This window comes from Streptomyces sp. NPDC020917, from assembly GCF_044333795.1.
Classification (GTDB): domain Bacteria; phylum Actinomycetota; class Actinomycetes; order Streptomycetales; family Streptomycetaceae; genus Actinacidiphila.
The window spans coordinates 72,762-95,347 of sequence record NZ_JBIRRR010000025.1; the positions used below are offsets into that span (position 1 = coordinate 72,762).

Consider the following 22,586-nt stretch of genomic DNA (forward strand, 5'->3'; position numbering starts at 1 on the left):
GGTGGCGACCGGGCGGTGGATACGGGAGGTGCTGACCAGGCCCGGCTCGTGGACTCCGCGACGGCCCCGGTCGACGGGAGCGCTTCTCGGGCTGGCCGGCGCGGCCGTTATCATCGGCTGCGGCGTGCTGTTCGACGTCGCGCACAACCTGCCCGCACTCGTGACGGCCGGCCCCTTCCTGCTCTGCGCGGCCGTCCTCCTCGGACTGCCGCTGATCCTCGGCGTGCCGTCGCCGGCGCGCCTGGCGGGCCTGCTGGTCCTCGGGATCTTCCTGCTCGTCATGGTCCCGTACGGCTTCCGCAGCGCGATCCTCGACTGGCGCGGTGAGCACGAGCAGGCCACCGTCACCGCGGTGAAGAGCAGTACCTCGGCACAGACCGGCAGGGTCTCGTACACCTGCAAGGTCCGTGACGCGCAGGGGCGTTCGTCGACCCTCCAGGGCAGCAAGCAGTGCCGCTCCGACACCCGCCCGGGCGACCGCTACGAGATCCTCCGCGACCCCGCCGACCTGGTGGGCGCGATGACGTCCGACCCGCCGATCTCCTTCGCTGTCCTGCTGGCCTACAGCTGCGGGGCGGCCCTGCTGATGTCCCTGCTCGCCGCCCAGAGCCTGGCCAGGTCCGCGAACCCCGGCGCCGGGCGGTCCCTGAAGGCGTGAGCGCGGGACCGGGGTACGTGCAGCAGCCGCGCTCCGACGTGTTCAGGCGCTCGGCGACGTCCGGGCGTACCAGGTCCGTGTCTCGTCCGCGGTCAGGACGCGGGTCAGTTGTGCCGTGCCGGCGAGATGCGGGAAGAACCGGTCGGCGTTCCAACTGCGCTGGTACATCGGCTCGTCGAGCACGAGGAGGCGGCGGCCGTCGACCACGGGGATGTCGTCGGGGAGTCCTTCGTTCCAGATGCGCGTGCCGTCCGGGGCGAGGAGTTCGAAGGCTCCGGTCGCGACGACGTCGGTGCGTCCCCGGGCGGGTGCCGGGTCCGTGGCCAGACGAACGCTTTCCGGGGAGGGCGGGGTGCCCGGCACGTGGCCTCCGCCGACCAGGACGTGCGCGAGCAGCGTGTGCAACTGGAAGTTGTCGCCGATCCCACCTATGCGTATCTCGAATCCGGTGCCGGTGGGCCGGTGCAGCACGACAAGGGGCTCGTCGTCCAGGACCGCCAGCGCGTATGCCAGGCACTTGAGGTCGTGCCGCTCCAGGCCGTTCAGCTCGCGGCAGGCCGGGAGGAGCGCGGACGCATACCGACGGCGCACCTCCGCGCTGCGGCACAGCACGGCCAGCGCCGGCGGCTGCCACTCCTGGATCGAGCACCAGGCCAGCGCCAGCCGTGTGGCCTCGTAGGTGTCGCCGCCGACGCGGGCCAGCAGCGCCTCGTCGATGATCTTCTGGTCCGGTTCCGGCAGTTCGTCCTCGGCGCCGCCTCCGGCGGTCCAACGGCGGCCGAACTCCAGGGAGTCGAGCAGGTCCCGGTGGACGCCGTCGAGGATCGGCTCGGCGCAGGCCACCGGATCCGCCCCGCGCTCGACGCAGAAGCCGGCGGCCATCGCCAGCATCGGCCGCGGGCCGATCGGCGGGAAGGCCGGGAGCAGCGCCGCCAACCGGGGCCCGGCCAGCTCGCATTCGGCGTCCGACGCCGACTGCACGCCGTTCATCAGAGCGGTGAAGGCCCGCCCGGTGCGGTCGCCGTCGCGCTCGGCAACGGCCTCTTCCAGCTCGGAAACTGTGGTGGCGAGGTCCGAAGCCCCCCGCTTCTTCTTGAAGATCACCGGCACACCTTAGGCCCGGGGTCCGTCAGGCGTCATCGGTCGTGCGGCCCCGCCGGTGGGGACGACGCAGCCGGCGTCGCGGGTCGCGATGCCGGCTGCGTGCGGTGCAGGACGTCGCTTGTGGCGGCGGCGGTCGCAGGGATCAGCAGGAGGGGCGGGTCAGTGCCAGGTCCTGGACGTTGGCCTGGGCGCCGTTCAGGGGGAGGCTGGTGGTCGGTGCTGACCGGGTCGGGTGGCGGCACTGGCCGCATCGGGCGCGACGAACCAGGAGATCGCCGAGCGCCTCTTCCTCTCGCGAGCGCCGCTCGTCGCTCGACCGCTGACGGCAGGTCGCCCGATGGGGCCGATCGGCGGCCCAGGGTGCAAGTGGTGGGCGGCCGATGGCGGGGAAGCGGGCATCCGGGTCCCTCGGCTTGATCGCCGGTACGATCCGCGGCCTCACCGCGCTTGCGGGCCACGCCGAGCCGGCCGGTGAAGTCGCGGTGGCTCGCGTGGGCGCTGTAGCGTCTGGCGGCGCCCAGCCCGGTGTCGGGGAGCAGGGGTGTGCTGAGGGCGGCCGCGCGGACGCCGAGGCCCCGGCCGCCGCACTCGGCGCGAGCCGCGGAATCTCGCGGTCCGCATACCCAGCCGGTTTCTACCTTGTGTAGTAGCTTGCTGGGTCCGCTGCCCCGCGAGGAAGCATCCTCGTTCCGGTCGCCCCGTGCCTCGCGGACCGGCCACAACCCCACAGGAGAACTCGTGCCCCTCACCTCGCCGTACCTCGCCCGCTCCGAGGGCTGGAGCGACGCGGCCCTCCTCCACGCCCTGGAGGAGATCGTGGCGCGCGAGCTGGACCGGCACCTGGGGGTGGCCAAGGAGTGGATGCCGCACGAGTACGTGCCCTGGAGCGACGGCCGCAACTTCGACGGGGTGTTCGGCGGCGAGGCGTGGGCGCCCGAGCAGTCCAAGGTCTCCGAGGTCGGCCGGATCTCGCTGGTGGTGAACCTGCTGACCGAGGACAACCTGCCGAGCTACCACCACGAGATCGCCACCCTCTTCGGCCGCGACGGTGCCTGGGGCACCTGGGTGCACCGCTGGACGGCCGAGGAGGGCCGGCACGCGATCGTGATGCGGGACTACCTGCTGGCCACCCGGGCGGTCGACCCGTGCGAGCTGGAGCGGTTCCGCATGCAGCACATGTCGGACGGCTTCGAGCACGACCATCGGCACAGCATGCTGCACTCGGTGGCGTACGTGGCGTTCCAGGAGCTGGCCACCCGGGTCTCGCACCGCAACACCGGGCGCGAGTCCGGCGATCCGGCGTGCGAGCGGATGCTCGCCAGGATCGCCACCGACGAGAACCTGCACATGGTCTTCTACCGGAACCTGCTGGCCGCGGCCCTCGAACTGGCCCCGGACGAGGCGATGGTCGCCATCCGCGATGTCGTGGTGGACTTCCGGATGCCGGGGCACGGCATGCCGGGGTTCGAGCGGGCGGCGGCCCGGATCGCCGTCAGCGGGATCTACAACCTGCGGGTACACCACGACGACGTGCTGATCCCGGTGCTGCGCCACCTCAAGGTGCTGGAGCGCACCGGGCTCGGCCCCGAAGGACTGCGCACCCAGGAGGAACTGGGGCTTTTCATGGGCGGGTTGAACGATCAGGCCGCGCGCTTCGACGAGCGCCGCGCGGCCCTCCTCGCCCGCCGGGCGGCCCGCACCTGACGTCCGGCCCGCACGCGTCCGGCCCGCCCCGTGCCGCTGCCCGCAGGCGTCCGGCCCGCGCCCGTGCCGCTGCCCGCAGGCGATGTGCCGGCCGTACCCGCCGTGCGGCCCCCGCCGGCGGGAGCCGGTGCCGAGGCGGCCGCGGTCCTGGGCCCGTCCGGCCCCGGGCTGGAGCACGGCCGCGCACGCCGCCAGCACCGACACCGCCGCGCCGGCGGCGTGCGCGCCCAGGTTGGCGGCGATCCCGTGCGCGCCGAAGGCGGTGGTGAAGCCCGCGGCGTACAGCGGCCGCACATGGCGTCCCGGCGGTGCCGCACGCACCGGCTCGGCCGGCGCCAGGTCCGCTCCCGCGGGCTCCGCGGCGCTCGTCACCGCACCGCCGGTATCAGCGCGGCCCGGCGCGCCGGGACCGTCGGGTCGCCGGGATCCGCTCGGCGTGCGGGCGTTCGCCCGCCCGGCGCGGTGACGTCGCCGGGGCGCCGGTCGACGCGGGTGAGGACGGCGGCCCCGCAGGCCAGCCAGCCGGCGGCCAGGAGCCAGCCGCCGACGACGTCCAGCGGCCAGTGCACGCCCAGGTAGACGCGGCTGAGGCCGACCATGACCGCGTACGGGACGGCCACGGCGGCGGCCCGGCGGGTCCACCCCGGACGGCGGCGGGCGACGGCCAGCACGAGGAGCCCCGCGCACACCGCCGAGGTGAACGAGTGGCCGGACGGGAACGCGAACCCCGTCACGGTGGTGGCCCAGTGCGCGGACGACGGCCGGGGCCGCCCGAAGCCGTGCATCAGCGCCTGGCGGAGGAGCTGGCCCGCGATCAGCCAGAGCAGCGGGGTCAGCAGGAGGGCGGCGGCGCGGCGGCGCGTGCGGGTGCCTCCGTCCCTGCGGGTGCCTCGGTCCCTGCGGGTCCCGCGATCTCCGCGATCCCCGCGATCCCCGCGGGCGCCTCGGGTCAGGACGGCGCCGGCGATCAGCGCGAGGACGTAAGGGGGCGCCCCGGTGCCGAGCGCGGTGACGGCGATCGCGGCGTGCCGGGCGCCCGAGGGCCGGTGCCCGGTACTCCAGTCGATCGCCGCCCGCTCGAACCCGAAGGGCCGCCATCCGTGCAGCGCGAGTGCCGCCGCCAGCGCGGCGAACAGCACCCAGGCGGCGGCCGCCGTCACGGGCCACCGGCGCGGCCATGTCCTCATGCGGGCAACTCCTGACCGTCCCCATCCGTCTACAAGACTGTAGACGGTACGGCCGGCGGGCGGGCCGGGCACCAGGGGCCTCCGATCCCCTGGCAATAGCACTATCGGGGCAAATCGGTACAAAATGAACGAATGGATTTCCGGAGGCTGGTTGATTCGCCGAGTCCCGTGTCGGGGCGGTGGATGGCCATTCCGCTGGCGCTGATCGTCGTGATCACGGTGGCGGGCCTGGAGTCCCCGAGCGACGTCCATCTCAGCCCGCTGCTGGTGATCGCGCCGGCGCTGGCCGCCTCCTTCGCGGGACCCGGGCGGACGGCCATCGTCGGGGCCGTGGCCGTGGGGGCCCAGGCCCTGGTCGCGGTCCTGAACGGCGGGCTGGGCACCGCGAATCACCTGTGGCAGTTCATCGCGCTGGTGATCCTGTCGATCGTGGTGGTCTTCTTCTGCTACCTCAAGGACCGGCGCGGCCGGGAGCTGAGCCGGATGCGCGTGGTCGCCGAGACCGCCCAGCGCACCCTGCTGCGCCCGCCCCCGGAGCAGGTGGGGCCGCTGCGGGTGGCGTGGCTGTACCTGACGGCCGACGCCGACACCCAGATCGGCGGCGATCTGTTCGCCGTCGTCAGGAGCGGCCGGGGCGGTAGCCGGATCCTGATCGGGGACGTGCGCGGCAAAGGGCTGCCCGCGATCGGTGAGGCGTCCATGGTCCTGGGCGCTTTCCGGCAGGGCGCCCGCAACTGCGAAACGCTGGACGGCCTCGTCAAGTCCATGCAGGCCAGTGTGAACGCGGAGATCGAGGAGGCCGCCGACACCGAACAGGACCCCGGCGAGCACTTCGTGACGGCCCTGGTCCTGGACCTGCCGGACGCTTCGGAGCACGGCACCATGATCAGCTGCGGCCACCCGCCGCCCCTGGTGCTGCGCGACGGGTCGGTCGACGTCGTCCATCCGAGCGTGCCCGCACCGCCGCTGGGCGTCGTCGGCAGGGACGATTCCGAGCTGCAGAGCGACGGGTTCGCCTTCGCCGTCGGCGACACGCTCCTGCTCTACACGGACGGGGTGATCGAGGCGCGATCACCCCGGGGCGTCTTCTACCCCCTGGAGGAGCGGGCCGTGACCTTCCCGTCCGTCGGCCCCGACGAACTGCTCCGCCGTCTCATCCAGGACCTCACCGCCCACACCGGCGGCCGCCTCGCCGACGACGTCGCCGTCCTCGCCGTGAAACGACTCCCCGGATGATCTCCGGCCTTGCGGCCGCAGTCGGGCGAGGCAAGGCCGCACTTTAGGCTGTCGCCGCGCCGGTCAGGGCGACGGGGTGTAGCCGGCGGACAGGTCGAGGTGGAAGGGGGAGCCGGGGGTGGTGGGGGACCAGCCCTCTCGCAGGGCGCGCTCGATGGCTCGGGCTCCCCCCTGGATTCGGCCTGGCACGGCGCCGTTCACGGCGGTTCGGCGACGACCGGGACGTACCCGTCGCGGCAAGACGGACGTGCGCGCACGGGAACGACGGCACCCGGGCGGTGGGGCCCGCTCGGCGGCGGGGGGAATTCGTTCACGCCGAGGGGAGCGCGCACCGCCCGGGTGGCCGGGGTCAGCCGAGGAGGGTGTAGATGCCGATCACGAGTCCGAAGACCAGGCCGAGGACGACCAGGCTCATGATGGCGGAGGTCGCGCAGCAGGCCAGTAGTTCGGCGGTGCGGGTCAGGGCGCCGCGGAAGGTGCCGGCGTAGGGGTCGTCGGGCCCCGGTCCCGGACGCGCCGGCTCCTGCTGGGGGCGCCGTCCGGGCTGCCCGCTGGGGGCGGGCCCAGGGGGAGCGGCGCGTCGGCGCCTCGGTGCGGCGCGGGAGTCGGCGGAATGCGACACGGATCGTCCCCTCGGTAGGTCACCTTCGGGCCTTCACATGCGCGCGGCGGCGTAGACGGCGGCCGGTGCCGCCGGCAGTGCGCATGCAAGGGCTGTGAGCGTTCCTCCCCTGCCTGGCCGATCGCACACCTGCGGCCTGAGAAGGGCGGCGAACAAGGCGAGCGCCACCGGGGGGATGAGTATCCGGACGGTCTGCTCGGCGCGTACGGCAGCCAGGCCCAGCATGTGTCGGACCGGCACGTTCACCGCGAGTGCTCCTTCGCCCGGAGGGCTCAACGTTGGCAAGTTACTACATGATGTAGAAGCAGCGGCAGGTGGTGCCCGGCCGTCGCGAGGCCGGGACGGGGGTACGTCGCCCGAATGGGCCGGGGAACGGCCCCGCCGTCATGCGGAGTTCAGGGGGAATTCACCCGGTTTGGCTTGCGGGCCGGCGTGCGGGCTCCTACGTTCGCCTGGAACGTCTACAGCAGTGTAGACATCGGCGGCCCGGCGTCGCCGCGCCTGAGTGACGCCTCCGCCCCGTCCATCTCGGCTCCATGAGGACTGCCCCGTGTCTGATCTGTCCTACCTCCAAGCCGTCACCATCGGCGCGCTGCAGGGCGTGACCGAGCTGTTCCCGGTCTCCAGCCTGGGCCATTCCGTGCTCGTGCCGGCCTGGATCGGTGGCTCCTGGCAGCACCTGGTCACCGAGAACGCCTCCGGCGACTCCGGGTCCTCCCCCTACCTCGCCTTCATCGTCGCCCTCCACGTGGCGACCGCCCTGGCCCTGCTGGCCTACTTCCGCAAGGACTGGGTCGCGATCATCCGCGCGCTGTTCACCACCCTGCGCACCCGCAAGGTGACCACCTCCACCGAACGGCTCGCCTGGCTCCTGGTGGTGGGCACGATCCCGGTCGGCATCACCGGGCTGGCGCTGGAGCACACCTTCCGCACCCTGTTCGCCAAGCCCATGGCCGCGGCGGTCTTCCTGACCATCAACGGGCTGATCCTGATCGCCGGCGAGCGCCTGCGGCGCGGCTCGGAAGCCCGCGCCGCGGCACCGGCGCCGCAGCTCAGCGCGGGCCCGGGCGCGGCCACGGAGGCCGACGTCCGCGCCCACGGCGGAGAGCGCCGGCTGGACACCCTCAACTACCGCGAGGCCGGGATCATCGGCCTGTTCCAGACGCTGGCGCTGCTGGCCGGGATCAGCCGCTCGGGCATCACGATGGTGGGCGGGCTGCTGCGCGGGCTGGACCACGAGGACGCCGCGAAGTTCTCGTTCCTGCTGGCCACGCCGGTGATCTTCGCGGCCGGGCTGCTGAAGCTGCCGAGCCTGGCGGGGTCGGCCGGCGACCACATCCACGGCCAGGTCGCGGTGGGCTTCATCACCGCCGGCATCTGCGCGTACGCGGCGGTGCGGTTCCTGTCCCGCTGGTTCACCACCCGCACGCTGACGCCGTTCGCGATCTACTGCCTGGTGGCCGGCGTCGGCAGCATGCTCTGGTTCGCCTGACGCGGACCGGCACCGCACCCGGGTCAGTGGCTGTGCGGGCCGGGGCGGTGGACGGGGCCGTGGATGTCCTCGCCGTGCTCGGGCTCGTCGTGGCCCCGGCCTTCCTGCCCGTCGCCTTCGGGGCCGGTGATCTGCAGCAGGCTCCCGCAGCCGTCGTCCTGCTCCTCGCCGAGGTGGTCGACCTGGAGCGTGGCGTGGGTGATGCCGTGCGTCTCCCGGAGCCAGCCCTGCAGATTCCGGCGTACGGCGTGGCAGTCGCCGCCCGGCTGGACGAGCACGTGCGCGGACAGCGCCGACTGGCCGGAGGTGATCAGCCAGATGTGCAGATCGTGTACCTCCACCACCTGGTCGGCGGCGGCCATCGCGTCACCGACCACGTCCGGGTCCAGCCCCGCGGGGGCCGCCTCCAGGAAGATCCGCCCCGATGCGCGGACCAGGCCGATCCCGGCCCTGAGCATGAGCACGACGACGACCAGCGAGGCGAGCGCGTCGGCGCGGGTGAACCCGGTGGCGAGCACCACCGCGCCCGCGACGGCGGTGGCGACGAACCCGAACAGGTCGGTCAGGATGTGCTGGAAGGCCCCCTCGACGTTCAGCGAGGTCCTGTTGGCCCTGGAGAGGAACCAGGCCGCGGTGATGTTGACGGCCACGCCGACCAGCGCGGTGGCCAGCACCAGGCCCCCGGCCACCGGCGGGGGCGAGATCAGCCGCCGCACCGCCTCGTAGGTCAGCCACACCGACAGCACGAGCAGGGTGATGCCGTTCGCCTGGGCGGACAGGATCTCCGCCCGCTTGAGGCCGAAGGTGTAGTCGCCGCGGGCCGGCCGCGCCGCCAGCCGCATCGCCACCAGGGCCAGCACGATCGCACCGGCGTCCGTGAGCATGTGCGCCGCGTCCGACAGCAGCGCCAGCGAGTGCGCCAGCACGCCGATGACGACCTCCGCCGCCATGAAGGCGACGATCAGCCCCAGCGCCCCGGTCAGCCACCGCCGGTCGGCGTCGGCCGCGAGCGCGTGGCTGTGGCCCTCGTGCCCGCCGTGCCCGCCGGCTGCGTGGTCGTGGGCCACAGGACCTCCTGATGCCGGGAATCGATGGTCTCACCGACGAGTCAATCGCTGGCGTCGTCACAGGTCAAAGGCTGCAACGACATCGATTACCACGACCACGACCACGGCCACGGCCACGGCCACGGCCACGACCACGGCCACGGCCACGGCCACGGCCACGGCCACGACGGCCTCGGGCCGGCCGCCGCCGGTCCTCGTGCCGGCGCCCCGTCAGCCCGGTTCCTTCGCGGCGAGCCGTTCGGTGGGCAGGTGGCGGGTGAACGCGAAGCCCGCGAGGGTGATCACGCCGGTCGCCAGGATCGCGGCTTTCAGGGCGTTGAGCTGGGCCTGGGAGTAGGCGTGGACGACGGCGTCGGTCTCCGCGGCCGGCAGCCCGGCCTTCTCGGCGCCGGCCCGCACCTGGTCGGCGCTGACGAAGCTGATCCCGGCCTCCAGGGTGATCCCGGCCTGCTGCCGGGTGGCCGCCGAGATGGCCGGGTCGTTCTCGATCTGTGTGGTGAACGCCGCTGCCAGGGCACCGATCAGGATGGAGCCGATCAGCGCGGTGCCCAGCGAGGATCCCAGGTTCTGGGCGGTGTACTGGAGGCCGCCGACCTCGCTGCGCGCGCTCTCCTCGACGCTGGACTGCACGACGTTGCCCAGTTGCGAGGCGAGCAGCCCCATGCCCAGGCCGAGGAAGGCCATCGCGAAGCCGAAGGACACGTCGTCGATGTGCGGTTGGACCGTGCCCAGCAGCCACACGATCGCGATCAGCAGCACGAGCAGAGCGATCCGTACGACCGTGCGCGGCGTGGCGTAGCGGCCCAGGAGCGGGCCGCTCATCGCGGACACCAGCATCGTGGCGGACACCGGCAGCAGCCTCAGCCCGGTCTGGAAGGCGTCGAAGCCCTGCACGATCTGCAGGTACAGGGGGATGGTGAAGAACAGGCCGAGCAGGATCAGGTTCTGGGCGAGCAGCATGGCCAGGCCCGACCGCAGGGGCGGAACGCGCAGGACGGCGAACCGCACCAGGGGGATCGCGCCGCGCTCCTCCTCGTGCCGTTCCCACGCCCGGAACACGAACAGCAGCACGCAGCCCGCGGCGATCACGAAGACGGTGGGGGAGAAGCCGAGGATCGTGAACGGCGGGTTGCGGGGCCGCAGCCAGCCCCACGAGCTGCTCTGCAGCACGCCGAGGACCACCAGCGCCAGGCCGGCGACGGACAGCAGCGCGCCGACGGCGTCCAGGCGGGGGCGCGGGCCGGTGCGCGGCGGGTCCTGCGGGATCCAGCGCAGCACCGCGAGCATCGCCACGACGATCACGACCTCGCCGGCGAACACCAGGCGCCAGGTCAGATAGGTGGTCACCCACCCGCCGAGCAGCGGCCCGACGGCGATGCCCGCGCCCGCCAGGCCGCCGACGACGCCGTAGGCCACGGCGCGGTCGCGTCCCCGGTAGGTGCCGGCGACCAGCGCGGCGAGCGCGGGCAGGACCAGCGCGGCGCCGAGCCCTTCGATGACGGACCAGCCCACCGCCAGCACCGCCAGGGTGGGGGCGACCGAGGTGATCAGCGACCCGGTGCCGTAGACGACCAGGCCCAGGGCGAAGACGCGGCGGCGGCCGATCATGTCGCCCAGCTTCCCGCCGGTGATCATGAAGGCGGCCATCACCAGCGTGTAGAGGGTGATGACGGCCTGGATCGCGGTGACCTCGGTGTCGAAGTCCTTCACCAGCTGGCTGATCGACACGTTCATCACCGAGGTGTCGAGCACCATCAGGAACTGGGCGGTGCCCAGCACGACGAGCGCCCGCCAGTGCCCCGCCCGGGAGGCTTCCCGGGCGTCGCCGTGATCGCTCGCGCTCATCAGGCCCCTTTCCCCGGTTCCCCCGGCGCGGGCCGCGGGCGCCGGCCCCCGCGCGACCGCTCGCGACCGCTCCGGGCTCCGAGCAGCGGTTACCCCCTATTGAGGGCCCGGACGGGCGGGAAGGGCAGCCGGGACCGTCCGTCCGGGTGGCGGGTGGGGGCAGGTGGCGGGGGCGGGCAGCGGGCCTCCGCCCGGCACACGCCACGCGCCGGCCCCGGCGCATATGCGGCTGGCTCATCCCGCGAACGCCGCGCGCGGTCTTCCGCATGGACGGGCGGGTGTGCTGAGCTTGGCGCGTTCCGTCCGGGGGCGGCGCGAGGGGAGGAACGGGTGAACGACGAGCCGGGGGCCGGCAGGGACGGTGCGCAGCTTCCACGGCTGCAACTGGACCAGCTGCTCGACGAGTTGCAGGTGCGGATCGACGCGGCGCGCGGCACGCAGGACCGGGTGCACAGCCTCCTGGAGGCGGTGCTGTCCATCGGGCGGGAACTGGATCTGCCGCATGTGCTGCGCCGGATCGTGGAGGCCGCCGTGGTCCTCGTCGACGCCGAGTACGGCGCCCTGGGCGTGGTGGAGGGATCGCGGCTGTCGGAGTTCCTGACGGTGGGCGTCTCCGAGGAGCAGGCCGCGGTGATCGGCGCGCCGCCGTCCGGCCACGGCATCCTCGGCGAGCTGATCCGCCACCCCGAGCCGCTGCGGCTGAGCGAGATCTCCGGCCACCCCGCGTCGTACGGCTTCCCGCCCGACCACCCGCCGATGCACACTTTCCTCGGCGTCCCCATACGTGTGCGGGAAGAGGTGTTCGGCAACCTCTACCTGACGCAGAAGCGCGGTGGCGGCGAGTTCGACGGCGAGGACGAGACGGTCCTGCAGACCCTGGCCGTGGCCGCCGGCGTGGCGATCGAGAACGCCCGCCTGTACCGGGCGGCCCGCGAACGGCAGCGCTGGATGGAGGCCAACGCGGAGATCGTCGCCGCCCTGCTGTCCGGCGCCGGCGAGCTCGAGGTGCTGGAGGGCATCGTCCGGCACGCGCGGTCCATCGTCGGCGCGGATCTCGCGGCCGTCGCGCTGCAGGTCGAGAACAGCACGGATCTGCGGGTGATGATCGCGACGGGGACGGACGCGGACGACCACCGCGGGCTGGTCCTGCCCCGCGACGGCAGCTTCATGGGCGCGGCCGTGACCGCGGGCGAGTCGATCACCACCGCCGAGGTGCAGAAGGACGCCCGGGTGACCGCGGGACCGCCCCGGTTCGGCGGCCTCGGGCCGGCCGTGGCCGTGCCGATGGTCACCGACGGCGGAACGCCCGGGGCGCTGCTGCTGGCCCGCAGAGAGCGGGGAGCGCCGTTCACGGACGACGAGACGAGCCCGCTCCTGGCGTTCGCCGGCCAGGCCGCGCTCGCCCTGGAACTGGCCGAGCGGCGGCGGGCCGCCGAGCAGATCGCCCTGCTGGAGGACCGCGACCGCATCGCCAGGGACCTGCACGACCTCGCCATCCAGCGGCTGTTCGCCACCGGCATGACCTTGCAGAGCACCCTGCGGTTCGTCGACCACCCGCAGGCGAGCGAGCGGCTGCTGCGGGCCGTCGACGACCTCGACGAGACCATCAAGATCATCCGGTCCACGATCTTCGGGCTGAGGACCGCGGAGGCCGAGCGCCGGCCGCAGGGCCTGCGCGCCCGGGCCGCCGCGGGCGTGGAACGGGCCGCGGGGAACCTCGGGTTCACCCCCTCCCTGGCCATGGAGGGGCTGCTCGACACCGACGTGCCGGCGGCCGTCGCCGAGGACGCGGTCGCGGTGCTCAGCGAGGCCCTGTCGAACGTCGCCCGGCATGCCCGGGCCACGGCCGCCGACGTCACCTTCGTCGTCGCCCGCGGCACGCTCACGGTGACCGTCACCGACAACGGCGTCGGGCTGCCGCAGGACGGCCGCCGCAGCGGCCTGCGCAACCTCGCCACCCGCGCGGAGCGGCTCGGCGGCCGCCTGGACGCCGGCCCCGGGCCGCACGGCGGCACCCGCCTGCTGTGGACGGTGCCGCTCGGCACGAGAGGCTGACGGGGCCTTCCCCGGGGGGAGGCGGCTCGGCCCGGGCGTCACGCGGGCGGCGTCGCGCTGGCGAGGTGCGGCTCGGATGGCCGGCGGCCGGGGACCGAACGGCCCTCAGCGCCGGGCCTGTTCGCTCCCCGGGCTGCCCTGGGTGGCGATGACCGCGGCCTGGACCCGGCGCTCGACGCCGAGTTTGGCCAGCAGCCGCGAGACGTTGTTCTTGACCGTCTTCTCCGACAGATACAGCTGCTCGCCGATCTGGCGGTTCGTCAGCCCCTCGCCGATCAGCCCGAGGATCTCCCGCTCGCGCGGGGACAGGCCCGCCAGTGCCTCCTGGCCCGGGTCGGCGGCCGGAGTCTCGGCGCGCAGGCTGCTCATCAGCCGCGCGGTGGTGGCCGGGTCGAGCATCGACTGGCCGGACGCGACGGTGCGCACCGCGGAGACCAGGTCGGAGCCCTTGATCTGCTTGAGGACGTAGCCGGCCGCGCCCGCCATGATCGCGTCCAGCAGCGCGTCGTCGTCGTCGAACGACGTCAGCATCAGGCACGCCAACCCGGGCATCGCGGACCGCAGTTCGCGGCAGACGGTGATGCCGTCGCCGTCCGGCAGCCGCACGTCCAGCACGGCGACGTCCGGGCGCAGCGCCGGGCCCCGGGCCACCGCCTGGTCGGCGGTGCCCGCCTCGCCGACGACCTCGATGTCGGGTTCGGCGTCGAGCAGGTCGAGGACTCCGCGGCGGACGACCTCGTGGTCGTCCAGCAGGAAGACCCGGATCGGGGACTGCGCTGAGAACTGCCGTGTCTCGGTCATGAGGGGGAAGGACCTTCGCCGTCGGGTGCGCCGGCCCGCCCGGTGCCGGCCTCGGCCTCGATCATCGCTCGCCGCGCGCCGTGCTCATAGGGCCGAACGGACCCGATCGCCCCCGGCCCGGGGCCAGAGGCGGAACTCCCCTCCGTTCACGGCGACTCCGGTGAACTGGTCGGCCTCCGCCGTTGTGGATCGGCTGAGTTGGTGAGCCGGAGCGTCGCTGCGTCGCCGGGGGGCCGGGCCGGTGCGCCGGCGGCCGGATGAGGAACCGGGTCCGTGGGACCGGGCGCCGACGGGCACGTGAGCCGGCTCAGGTGCTGGGCCGTCCGCTCGATCCGCGCCTGGAGCGAGGGGCCGGACGCGGCGGGGCCGCTCGCCGCGCCGCCCACGGCGTACACGTCGCGTTCGGTCCTCGACCGGCCCGTGGCGGCGTCGACGCGCACCAGGGCGTCACGGTCGCCGAGGCCGGCCGAGCGGGCCACGCAGGACGCGCCCCGGCCCTCCGCCTCCGGCCCGCGGTCCGCCGGGCGGTGCCTGCCGGTGGCCACCACGAGGGCGTCGTACGGGACGGTGGTGCCGTCCATGAGGCACACCTCGTGGCGGCCCAGTTCCACCGACGCCGCCTCGACGTGCCGGAACTCGATGCCGTCGAACAGCCGGAGGTCGTCCGGCGCGTTGAGCGCGTGGGGCCCGTACAGCCCGATCTCGGCGAGGAGTTCGGCCTCGGGGTCGCGGGTGTCCCGCCGGTCGACGACGGTGATGCGGGTGCCGGGGGCGCAGTGGCGGCGCAGCCGGTTGGCCGTCTGCCTGCCGCTGCGGCCGCAGCCCAGCACCACGATGTGTGCGCTCATGACCTCGCCCTCCGTCCAGTCCTGCCGGTGCAACGGGCCTGTCCCCCGCACCTGTTGCCGCGGCGCCTGCGGCCCGTGCTGCCGGGGCGCCGCCGCACCACCACGCTGCCTCCGGCGCGGTGCCCGCGCGGAGTGCCGAACGGCCCTGCCACGAGGGCGAGTCGGACCTGCACGGGTCCGTCCAACGGCTCTGTCGGGGACGGCGGCGATTCCCGAGCATCGAGACACCACAGGGTGAGAACGCACGGGACGCGGAGGGGAACGGGCATGAACGCACCACTGGTCACGGTCGGGATGGACGGCTCGGTGGGCGCCTTCCGCGCTCTGGACGCGGCAGCCGCCGAGGCACAAGTCCGCGGGGCACGGCTGGAGATCGTGTACTGCGTGCGGGACGCCGACGAGGCGGGGCCCGTGCTGCGGGCGGCCCGCGCCCGGGTGGCCCGGCGGCTGCCGGGGCTGCCGGTCACCGCCTGCGCGCAGGCCGGCGATCCGGCCGGGGTGCTGGCGCGGCGCAGCCGGTCCTGCGCCCTCACCGTGGTGGGTTCCCGAGGCCGCACCGGCCTTCCGGGGCTGCCGCCGCACTCGGTCGGCCGGCGGCTGGCGGCGCGCACGCAGGGGCCGTTGCTCGTCGTGCGCGGCCGCGGCGGCCTCAGCGCGCGGGCGGCCGGCCCGCGCCGGGTCCTGATGGGCCTCGAAAGCGACGACGACGCCGAGGCGGTGCTGTTCGCCTTCGAGGAGGCGCAGTTGTGGCAGGCGCCGCTGAACATCGTCCAGACGTGGACCTACCGGCCGCCGGCCCCGGAAGCCGCCGGCAACCTGCCCGGGCCGCCGCCTGCCGACGCGGCCGAGCGGCCGGGTGCCTCCTCGCCCGCGGTGGCGGACCGGCCCGCGCCGCCGCGTGCCGTCCGCCGTGGCCCCGGGACGGGGGCGGCGGCCGCACGCATACGGCCGTGCGGCGGCCTGATCACGGCGACCGGGAACGCCGGCCTGATCGTGGTCGCGGCGCACCGCGGCGGCCACCCCTGGAAAGGCCGCCAACTCGGCCCGGTGACCGATGTGCTGCTGCGTCAGTCCCTGTGCCCGGTGGTCGTGGTGCCGGTGCCCGGCGCATGACCGGACCGCATACGTCCGGGGCCCGTGGGCGGGACAAGGGGAGCCGGAGCCCGCCCGCTTCGGGGTCATGGCACCCAACCCGCCTCGCCTGCCCAGCCGTTCAGGCCCGCCGGTACCGCCGGCGGGCCTTCGTGCTGTCCGCTCCCGGCCCCAACCGGCCTCGCACACAGGGACGTTCGGCCCAGCGCGGCGGGACCTCGGCCCCCAGCGACGGCCCGGCCCCGCGCAGGACAGTGATGCCGTCACCAAACGACCAGCACCGTTCACGACGAAGGAGGCCGTCATGGCCGTTCGCGAGGAGCCCCGTCTCACCTCCAGCATGCAGGTGCCGGCCGTCGAGGCCGCGGACACCGCGCCCCGGCACGGCGCCGTCATGACCCCGATCGCCGCGAAGGCCGCGGCCGTGGTGCGCGTGGCGACCGGATTCGTCTTCCTGTGGGCCTTCCTCGACAAGACCTTCGGCTGGCACTACGCCACCGGCTCCGGCAAGGGCTGGATCGACGGCGGCTCGCCCACCAAGGGGTTCCTGTCCGGCGTCCAGGCCGGCCCGCTCCAGTCGTTCTTCCACGACATCGCCGGCAAGGGCTGGGCCGACGCGCTGTTCATGCTCGGCCTGCTCGGCATCGGGCTGGCCCTGGCGAGCGGCGTCGCGCTGCGCCTCACCGCCGTGGCCGGAACCGCCTTGATGGCCATGATGTGGGCCGCCGAGTGGCCGCCCGCCCAGCACCTGTCGACCGGCGCGCCGACCATGTCCAGCAACCCCTTCATGGACTACCACGTCCTCTACGCCGCGGTGATGGTCCTGATGGCCGCCGCCTACGCGGGCAACACCTGGGGCCTGGGCCGGATCTGGGCCCGGATCCCCTTCGTCCGCCGCAACCGCTGGCTCCTCTAGCCGGATAGGGCCCCCGGCCCGACGCCCGCCCGACACAGCCCGTCATCCCAGGGGCACCGCCGCGACCGGCGGTGCCCCTGTCGCGTTCCCGCCCGGCGGCCCCGGGCGCGTCTCCCCGTCCCCTTCCCCGGCGCCCGCATCCACCGTGGTTGGTTTCTACGAGTCGTAGTAGCTTGAGCGGGAAGACGACGCCGTACGGCTGAGGGAAAGAGGAGGTGCCGGGTGGTGGCGCTGGAGGGCGGCCGGGGGGAGGCCCGGCGGCGGGCCCGGGGGGAGCTCGAAGGAGAGGTGCTGGCCGCGCTGTGGGCGGCGGACGGGCCGGTGACGGCGGCCGTGGTCCAGGAGAGCGTCCCCGGCACCGCGTACACGACTGTGCTGACGATTCTGACGCGGCTGTGCGACAAGGGCCTGGTGACCCGGCGGCGCGAGGGCCGCAGCCACGTGTACGCGCCCGTGGACGACCAGGCGGGCGTCGTCGCCGCGGGGATGCACTCGCTGCTGGACGAGGGCGGCGACCGCGCGGCCGTGCTGGCCCGCTTCGTGTCGGACCTCTCGGCTGAGGACGAGGAGCTGCTGGAGCACCTCCTGCACGCCGAGCTGCCCGTCCGGCCGGGACTGCCCGGGGCGCCGGCCTGGCCCGACCGGCCCGCCCGGCCCCACCTGGGGTGACCCGTGTTCTGGCCGGTGCAGATGTATCTGCCGCTGCTGGTGAGCGCGGTGCTCGCGGTCGTCGCCCCGCGGGTGGGGCGCAGGATGCCGCCGCGTGCGGGCGCGTGGGCGATGACGTGCGCCGCCGTCGTGGCGGCGGGCACCTGGGTGACCGAGCTGGCGATCCTGGCGTTCACGGCGGTGGGGCAGGTGCCGCTGGTGGCGGCGCAGGGTCCGTGGTCGGTGAGCGTGCTGGCGGCGGAGGACCCGGTGGACCGCGAGTTCGCCGCGGTGTGCGCGGGCGTGGTGCTGGTCGTGCTGGTCATGGCGACGGTGGCGTCCTGGCGCCGGGGGCGGGCCATGGTCGGAGCCTGGCGGGAGTGCCGGCACCTGGCCGCCGGCGGTGACCTGTCCGTCGTGGACGATCCCGTCCCCGCGGCGTTCGCCGTGCTCGGCCTGCCCGGGCGCGTGGTGGTCTCCTCCGGGATGCTGCGCGTCCTGGACGCCCGCGAACGCGGGGCGCTGCTCGCGCACGAACGGGCGCACCTGCGGCACCGGCACCACCTCTTCTCGCTGGCCCTGCACCTCGCGGCGGTCCTCCAGCCGCTGCTGCGGCCGCTGGAGCGGGCGGGTTCCTTCGCCGTCGAACGGTGGGCGGACGAGGACGCCGGCGCCGTCGTGGCCGACCGGCCCCTGGTGGCCCGGGCGATAGCGCGGGCCGCCCTGGCGTCGGGTCGTGCCGGGAAGGCGGCGGCCCTGGCCGCGACGGGCGGCCCGGTGCCGCAGCGGGTACGGGCCCTGCTGGCACCGCCGACGCCGCGCCGCAACGGTTCTGCCGTGGCCTTCGCCCTCCTCATGGCGGCCTGCTGCGCCAGCCTCGCCCTGACGGCACACGACACGGAGCGCCTGTTCGAGGCCGCCATGCACGCCCACCGGGCGACCGCCGCGCAGCTGCGGGCGGGGTGACGGCGCCGGTGTCCTAGGCGCCCCTGGGCGACGGTTCGCGGGTGCGGGTGCGGGTGCGGGTGCGGGTGCGGGCTGCGGCTGTGGTTGTGGCCACGGCCCCCGGCCGTCGTCTCGGTGACGGCTGCCCGGCGGCCCGGCAGCCCGCCGCAGCGAGGTACGTCGCCCGGGGGGCGGTCCGCACCGCGTACGGCTGCGCCCCGTGCGTGAACCGTGGGCCGGCCCGGCATGAGCGCGGGCCCGCCCGGGGATCGTCTTCCATGTGAGCGGAGGCTTTGTTCCCTGGCTGGGCGTGCCGCTGCGGCACGGTCCCTGGGTCGCCGCGGGCGCGGCGTTCGCCGTCACGCCCGGCGCGCTGTGGCTGCTGGCCCTGCTGCTGGAGCGGCGGCTGATGGGCGTGCGTACGGGGTTCGTCGCGGTGCTGCTGGGCGATCCGCTGCTGGCCGTGGCGGTCGGGCTGGGTGTGTGGCGGATCGGCGCGGGCACGCCGGCGGGGGCGGCCGGACCGTGGTGGGCGCTGGCGTCCGCAGCGGCATGGCTGTGCTTCGGCCTCGTGCAGTGGCGGGGCGAGCTGCGCGCCGGGTTCTTCACGCGCGAGCAGGCGTTCGCGCCGACGAAGGTCTGGCACCAGCTGGTGGTCTATCCCCTGCTCGGGTACGGGCTGTGGACGGCCGGGCTCGGCGGCCTGCTGGCTCCCGGGTCGGGCCCGGGCGACGTCGCCGGCCGGGTCGGCATCGTGGTGTGCGTCGGCGGCTGGGCGCTGATCAACCTCTACGACCGGCACCGCCCGAAGCTGGGGCATCCCCCGTACGACTGGCGGCGGCTGCGCCCCGTCCCCCAGCCCTGGCCGCCCTCCTCGCTGACCCTGCGCGCCTACCGGGCGGAGAGGGATCAGGAGGAGGCGGCGCACCGGGCGGAGGCGGACCGGGAGGGTGCGGTCCCGCGCTGAGGGCGACCGGCGCGGAGGCCGCCCAGGAGCGGTCCCTCAGCTTGCGGTCGGCGTGACGGCGGCGGGTTCCGCGGTCAGCAGCGGGCGCAGCGCGCCCCGGCTCAGGTTCGCCACGAGCGGCGTGGCCCAGCGGCGGAGCGCCAGGGTGGTGAGGTAGGCCACGGGCAGCGCGAGGATCGCGGAACCGAGGACGTCGTGCGGGTAGTGGGCCCCGACGTAGACCCGGCTGAAGCCCTCGATGAGGGCGAACACCGCGGCGATGGCGCACAGCCGGCGGTCCAGCAGGAACAGCGCGGCCACCGCTGCGGCGGCCACCGTGCTGTGCCCGCTGGGGAAGGCGTAGTCGGACGGCGCCGGGCACGTGTCGACCAGGTAGGCGTGCGGCATCGAACGGCAGGGCCGCACCTCGCCCACGATCTTCTTGACCACCTCGGCGACGGCGAACGCCGTCAGGACGGCGACCGGTGCGGCCAGCGCGACGGTCATCGTCCGGGCGTCGCGGCGGCGCGCGGTCCACCAGCCCATGACCATGAGCACCGCGAAGACGCCGAGCCCCAGGTTGGTCCACACCTCCATGGGCGTGTTGAGCCACTTGGTGTCGCGGGCGAAGTCGGTGACTGAGGTGAAGAGCGAGCCGTCGATCCCGGATCCGTCGAAGGCCAGCTGCGCGGTGGCGGCCGCGGTCATAGCGAGACGTCCTTCCGTGTGAGCACGTCGTTGGGCACGTCGAGCCGTCGCGCACGCCGGGTACGGCGCGTACGGCGTGAGTCCGAGGCAGCGCGGTGTGCCCCCTCCGCCCCCTCGTACGAAGGCGTGCCGATGGCATCGCAGTGATGTGAAGGTGACTGCCCGGTTAATTTACTACATGTTGTAGAACTCTGTGCCGGCGGCCCCCTCGGAGACCCGCCGGGGGCCTCCTGGTCACTACGGTCAGCGGGCGAACCGGACCGTCGAGGTGACGAACACCGCGGGACTGGCCGGGTCGTCGAGGTCCACGGTGATCGCGTACGCGGGGTGCGGTGGGTGCGGTTCCCGGGACGTCAGCGTGAGGCCCGCCCAGCGGTGGTCGTCGGGGAACGCCCAGGGGACCTGGGCGGCCTGCGCGGCGGGGACGGTCACGGCGCGCAGGCCGGCCCGCAAGTCGTCCGGGCCGGCCCCGAGTTGGCCCAGGAAGCCGGCGAGCCCGGCCTGCGTGGTCGTGAACTGCACGTACAGCGTGTCCGTGGACCACGAGTTGGCCTCGAAGAACGCGACGCCGCCTGCCTGTTCCGGGACCGGGACCCGGTAGACGGCCAGCTGTACGGGGGAGGGGAGCCCGTTGACCAACCCGGCCTGCTCGGCGCTGAGTTCGCGGGCGGCCGCCTCGTTGTGGCTCTGGCCGGCGGAGATCACGAGGTATCCCGCGGGGATCAGCACGAGGAGGGTGATCACGATGCCGCGGCGGATCCGGCCCGCCGTGCCGGGCACCGGAAGGCGGGCGGAGTCGGCGTCGGGGCAGGCCGCAAGTGCGTCCGTGGGGGCGGGACTTGGTGCGGCGGGGGTGGCGCGTGTCCCCGCGGGGGAGGTGCCCGGATCCGCCTCGGTTGTGCGGCTCTCCGCCTCCGTGGCGGGGCCCTCACGCTCGGCGCCGGGCTCCCCCGCTCCGCCGCCATGCTCCTCCGGGCCGGAGGCGCACTCCTCCGCCGGGAACGACGATGCACGGATCACCGGCGCGTCGCCTGTCCGGGGCCCGGCTGGGGCGGGGAGTCCGGGTCCGCCGCGGGCGGCGGCGCGAGATCCGGTACGGCGGGGTGACCGTCGGCCTGTGCCACCTGTGCCGCCTGTGCCGCCCGTTCCGCCCGGCGGTCGGCCCGGCGGCCGCGCAGCCACTGGGTGACGGCCGGCAGGAGCCCGATGGCGACGACCGCGGCGATGGCCGGCGTCAGGTACGCCGATCCGCGCCGCCCGGTCTCGCCGAGGGCGTATCCGGCCAGCACCAGCGACTGCGACCAGGCGAGCCCGGCCACGACCTGCCACAGGGTGAAGGTGGCCGTGGGCATGCCCAGGAGCCCGGCCGCCGGGTGGACGAGGGTGCGCACGACCGGGACGAACCTCCCCAGGACCAGCGCGCGCCGCGGCCCGTACCGGGCGAACAGCGCCTCGGCCCGCGCCATGCGGGCCCTGCCGCGGGTGCCCGACCTGGCGAGCCGCAGGGAGTCGCGGCCGCGGCGGCCCAGCCAGAAGCCGGTCTGCGCGCCCGCGAGCGAGCCGGCGCCCGCGCAGGCCAGCACCAGGAGCAGCGGCAGCCGGGCGGGGTGCGGCGTGCTGGCGGAGCACGCGAGCCCGGCGGGCAGGAGCAGGGTGTCCCCGGGCAGGAACACGCCCAGTCCCGGGATCCCGGTCTCGGCGAAGACCACGGCCAGCACCGCCCAGGCGCCGAATCGGGCCAGCATGGCCTGCGGATCCAGCGCGCCGGCCGCAACGGTCAGGGAACCACCTGGTGCCATCGCCGCGCCCTCCCCCTGCGGGTGCTCCTGCGCCCGCCGTCGCATCTACTTCCTGTAGTAGATTCCCCGGTGCACGCCCGGACGCGCCGGACCCTCGCCGTCCGCCCTCCGCCGGGCCTTCCCGCCAACCGACCTCCCCCCAATTTCTACATCATGTAGTACTTCCCCCCGACGCCGCCGCCCCGATCAAGCCATCCCGCCCCCGGACCGGCCGCAACCCGGCGGAATGCGGGGCGGCCGGAGGCGGGACAGCCGTATCCGGCGGGTCCGGTTCCGGACGGCCTGGTCTGGAAAGTGGAGGTCATCCGGGAGGTCCAGGGGACGAACGAGTGCCTCGGCGTGGCCCCCTGTTCCCGGACGAGGTGGAACGCCTCCTGGAGTAGGGGTGGTTGCGGCGGATTGGCTCGTAGAGGGGCCGCATAGGGTGTGGGTATGACGATTACCGGGGCGGATGGCGCGTAGGTCCCCGAGGCGGGCGGCGCCGGGGGCGCGGGTCGGGAGTGGGCCAGGGCGTGGGGCGGACAGCATGCTGCTGGTCGGGAGTTGCGGCGGGGCGCCCGCGTGCACGGGCCCGCACACGTACCTGTTCGTCGACGGTCTCGACGTGATCGCCCGCAGCGACAGCAGGGTTGTGGGGTTCGAGCCCGCGCGGCTTCTGCGTCCGGGCGGGCCGTTGTATCCGGCGGATGTCGCGCGGTGGGTGAGCGTGGCGGCTCCGCCGGGCGTCGAAGCCGGCGTCGACGAACTGGCCCTGCGGATAGGGCTGCGCGGCGGCACGGTCGTCTGGTCGGAGCTGATGTACCCGGGGCGCGACTCCGGAGTCGTCGAGGAGGTCAGGTTCCCCCTCGGCCCGTACATGGCCGAGATCCAGCGTGCCTATGTGCGCATGGTGGGGTGAACTGCTGTGCCTCGG

At 74.5% G+C, this 22,586-nt stretch carries 21 protein-coding genes; 11 read left to right on the forward strand and 10 right to left on the reverse strand.

Annotated elements, in window-relative coordinates; all coding sequences use genetic code 11:
- Positions 1-124 precede the first annotated feature (124 nt).
- On the forward strand, positions 125-658 hold the full coding sequence (locus ACH4TG_RS36015) for a hypothetical protein (RefSeq protein WP_398246883.1): 534 nt from the start codon (positions 125-127) through the stop codon (positions 656-658).
- Positions 659-700: 42 nt separating this feature from the next.
- On the opposite strand, the gene ACH4TG_RS36020 is transcribed toward ACH4TG_RS36015, so the two are convergent.
- Positions 701-1,762 carry a hypothetical protein gene (locus ACH4TG_RS36020; RefSeq protein WP_398246884.1) on the reverse strand — a complete coding sequence of 354 codons (1,062 nt, stop codon included), beginning with the start codon at positions 1,760-1,762 and terminating at the stop codon, positions 701-703.
- 738 nt (positions 1,763-2,500) lie between these two features.
- Here ACH4TG_RS36020 and ACH4TG_RS36025 point away from each other — a divergent pair.
- Positions 2,501-3,466, forward strand: a complete 966-nt coding sequence (locus tag ACH4TG_RS36025; protein WP_398246885.1) for an acyl-ACP desaturase — start codon at positions 2,501-2,503, stop codon at positions 3,464-3,466.
- Positions 3,467-3,834: 368 nt separating this feature from the next.
- Here ACH4TG_RS36025 and ACH4TG_RS36030 read toward each other — a convergent pair whose 3' ends face one another.
- Positions 3,835-4,653, reverse strand: a complete 819-nt coding sequence (locus tag ACH4TG_RS36030; protein WP_398246886.1) for a phosphatase PAP2 family protein — start codon at positions 4,651-4,653, stop codon at positions 3,835-3,837.
- 183 nt (positions 4,654-4,836) lie between these two features.
- On the opposite strand from ACH4TG_RS36030, the gene ACH4TG_RS36035 reads away from it, so the two are divergent.
- Positions 4,837-5,889: a PP2C family protein-serine/threonine phosphatase gene (locus tag ACH4TG_RS36035; protein ID WP_398246887.1), complete on the forward strand. Its 1,053-nt coding sequence runs from the start codon at positions 4,837-4,839 to the stop codon at positions 5,887-5,889.
- A gap of 349 nt (positions 5,890-6,238) precedes the next feature.
- Here the strand turns inward: ACH4TG_RS36035 and ACH4TG_RS36040 are convergent, their stop codons facing one another.
- Positions 6,239-6,511, reverse strand: coding sequence for a hypothetical protein (locus tag ACH4TG_RS36040; RefSeq protein ID WP_398246888.1), 273 nt, complete (start codon positions 6,509-6,511; stop codon positions 6,239-6,241).
- 550 nt (positions 6,512-7,061) lie between these two features.
- Here ACH4TG_RS36040 and ACH4TG_RS36045 point away from each other — a divergent pair.
- Positions 7,062-8,003, forward strand: coding sequence for an undecaprenyl-diphosphate phosphatase (locus ACH4TG_RS36045; RefSeq protein WP_398246889.1), 942 nt, complete (start codon positions 7,062-7,064; stop codon positions 8,001-8,003).
- 23 nt (positions 8,004-8,026) lie between these two features.
- Here the strand turns inward: ACH4TG_RS36045 and ACH4TG_RS36050 are convergent, their stop codons facing one another.
- On the reverse strand, positions 8,027-9,070 hold the full coding sequence (locus ACH4TG_RS36050; RefSeq protein ID WP_398246890.1) for a cation diffusion facilitator family transporter: 1,044 nt from the start codon (positions 9,068-9,070) through the stop codon (positions 8,027-8,029).
- Between the two features lie 210 nt (positions 9,071-9,280).
- Entirely contained in the window at positions 9,281-10,915 is a 1,635-nt protein-coding gene (locus tag ACH4TG_RS36055; protein WP_398246891.1) for an MFS transporter, read from the reverse strand.
- Positions 10,916-11,245: 330 nt separating this feature from the next.
- Here ACH4TG_RS36055 and ACH4TG_RS36060 point away from each other — a divergent pair, with 330 nt between their 5' ends.
- A complete protein-coding gene (locus ACH4TG_RS36060) occupies positions 11,246-12,970 on the forward strand; it encodes a GAF domain-containing protein (protein ID WP_398246892.1) in 1,725 nt (574 codons plus the stop codon).
- Positions 12,971-13,075: 105 nt separating this feature from the next.
- Here ACH4TG_RS36060 and ACH4TG_RS36065 read toward each other — a convergent pair whose 3' ends face one another.
- Together ACH4TG_RS36065 and ACH4TG_RS36070 are read right to left on the reverse strand one after the other, a co-directional pair.
- A complete protein-coding gene (locus tag ACH4TG_RS36065) occupies positions 13,076-13,771 on the reverse strand; it encodes a response regulator (protein ID WP_398246893.1) in 696 nt (231 codons plus the stop codon).
- Between the two features lie 146 nt (positions 13,772-13,917).
- Positions 13,918-14,619, reverse strand: coding sequence for an FAD-dependent oxidoreductase (locus ACH4TG_RS36070; RefSeq protein WP_398246894.1), 702 nt, complete (start codon positions 14,617-14,619; stop codon positions 13,918-13,920).
- A gap of 267 nt (positions 14,620-14,886) precedes the next feature.
- Between ACH4TG_RS36070 and ACH4TG_RS36075 the strand changes: the two genes are divergently transcribed.
- From ACH4TG_RS36075 to ACH4TG_RS36095, 5 genes are all read left to right on the forward strand, one after another.
- Positions 14,887-15,732, forward strand: a complete 846-nt coding sequence (locus tag ACH4TG_RS36075; protein ID WP_398246895.1) for a universal stress protein — start codon at positions 14,887-14,889, stop codon at positions 15,730-15,732.
- A gap of 283 nt (positions 15,733-16,015) precedes the next feature.
- Positions 16,016-16,627 (forward strand): hypothetical protein, encoded by a 612-nt coding sequence (locus tag ACH4TG_RS36080; RefSeq protein WP_398246896.1) that lies wholly within the window; start codon positions 16,016-16,018, stop codon positions 16,625-16,627.
- Positions 16,628-16,849: 222 nt separating this feature from the next.
- Positions 16,850-17,296, forward strand: coding sequence for a BlaI/MecI/CopY family transcriptional regulator (locus tag ACH4TG_RS36085; RefSeq protein ID WP_398246897.1), 447 nt, complete (start codon positions 16,850-16,852; stop codon positions 17,294-17,296).
- Between the two features lie 3 nt (positions 17,297-17,299).
- Positions 17,300-18,241, forward strand: a complete 942-nt coding sequence (locus ACH4TG_RS36090; RefSeq protein WP_398246898.1) for a M56 family metallopeptidase — start codon at positions 17,300-17,302, stop codon at positions 18,239-18,241.
- Between the two features lie 259 nt (positions 18,242-18,500).
- Complete coding sequence (locus ACH4TG_RS36095) at positions 18,501-19,187, forward strand: hypothetical protein (RefSeq protein ID WP_398246899.1); 687 nt, start codon at positions 18,501-18,503, stop codon at positions 19,185-19,187.
- Between the two features lie 36 nt (positions 19,188-19,223).
- Here the strand turns inward: ACH4TG_RS36095 and ACH4TG_RS36100 are convergent, their stop codons facing one another.
- From ACH4TG_RS36100 to ACH4TG_RS36110, 3 genes are all read right to left on the reverse strand, one after another.
- Entirely contained in the window at positions 19,224-19,874 is a 651-nt protein-coding gene (locus ACH4TG_RS36100) for a phosphatase PAP2 family protein (RefSeq protein ID WP_398246900.1), read from the reverse strand.
- 243 nt (positions 19,875-20,117) lie between these two features.
- Entirely contained in the window at positions 20,118-20,654 is a 537-nt protein-coding gene (locus tag ACH4TG_RS36105) for a hypothetical protein (RefSeq protein ID WP_398246901.1), read from the reverse strand.
- A gap of 236 nt (positions 20,655-20,890) precedes the next feature.
- Positions 20,891-21,718, reverse strand: a complete 828-nt coding sequence (locus ACH4TG_RS36110; RefSeq protein ID WP_398246902.1) for a DedA family protein — start codon at positions 21,716-21,718, stop codon at positions 20,891-20,893.
- 481 nt (positions 21,719-22,199) lie between these two features.
- Here ACH4TG_RS36110 and ACH4TG_RS36115 point away from each other — a divergent pair, with 481 nt between their 5' ends.
- Positions 22,200-22,571, forward strand: coding sequence for a hypothetical protein (locus ACH4TG_RS36115; RefSeq protein ID WP_398246903.1), 372 nt, complete (start codon positions 22,200-22,202; stop codon positions 22,569-22,571).
- The last annotated feature ends 15 nt before the right edge of the window (positions 22,572-22,586 follow it).

What these genes read in the sequence shown, in the direction of transcription:
- ACH4TG_RS36030 (WP_398246886.1), bottom strand. Translation starts at nt 4,653, where the DNA reads ATGAGGACATGGCCGCGCCGGTGGCCCGTGACGGCGGCCGCCGCCTGG.
- ACH4TG_RS36035 (WP_398246887.1), top strand. Translation starts at nt 4,837, where the DNA reads ATGGCCATTCCGCTGGCGCTGATCGTCGTGATCACGGTGGCGGGCCTG.
- ACH4TG_RS36055 (WP_398246891.1), bottom strand. Translation starts at nt 10,915, where the DNA reads ATGAGCGCGAGCGATCACGGCGACGCCCGGGAAGCCTCCCGGGCGGGG.
- ACH4TG_RS36065 (WP_398246893.1), bottom strand. Translation starts at nt 13,771, where the DNA reads ATGACCGAGACACGGCAGTTCTCAGCGCAGTCCCCGATCCGGGTCTTC.
- ACH4TG_RS36070 (WP_398246894.1), bottom strand. Translation starts at nt 14,619, where the DNA reads ATGAGCGCACACATCGTGGTGCTGGGCTGCGGCCGCAGCGGCAGGCAG.
- ACH4TG_RS36075 (WP_398246895.1), top strand. Translation starts at nt 14,887, where the DNA reads ATGAACGCACCACTGGTCACGGTCGGGATGGACGGCTCGGTGGGCGCC.
- ACH4TG_RS36080 (WP_398246896.1), top strand. Translation starts at nt 16,016, where the DNA reads ATGGCCGTTCGCGAGGAGCCCCGTCTCACCTCCAGCATGCAGGTGCCG.
- ACH4TG_RS36100 (WP_398246900.1), bottom strand. Translation starts at nt 19,874, where the DNA reads ATGACCGCGGCCGCCACCGCGCAGCTGGCCTTCGACGGATCCGGGATC.
- ACH4TG_RS36110 (WP_398246902.1), bottom strand. Translation starts at nt 21,718, where the DNA reads ATGCGACGGCGGGCGCAGGAGCACCCGCAGGGGGAGGGCGCGGCGATG.
- ACH4TG_RS36115 (WP_398246903.1), top strand. Translation starts at nt 22,200, where the DNA reads ATGCTGCTGGTCGGGAGTTGCGGCGGGGCGCCCGCGTGCACGGGCCCG.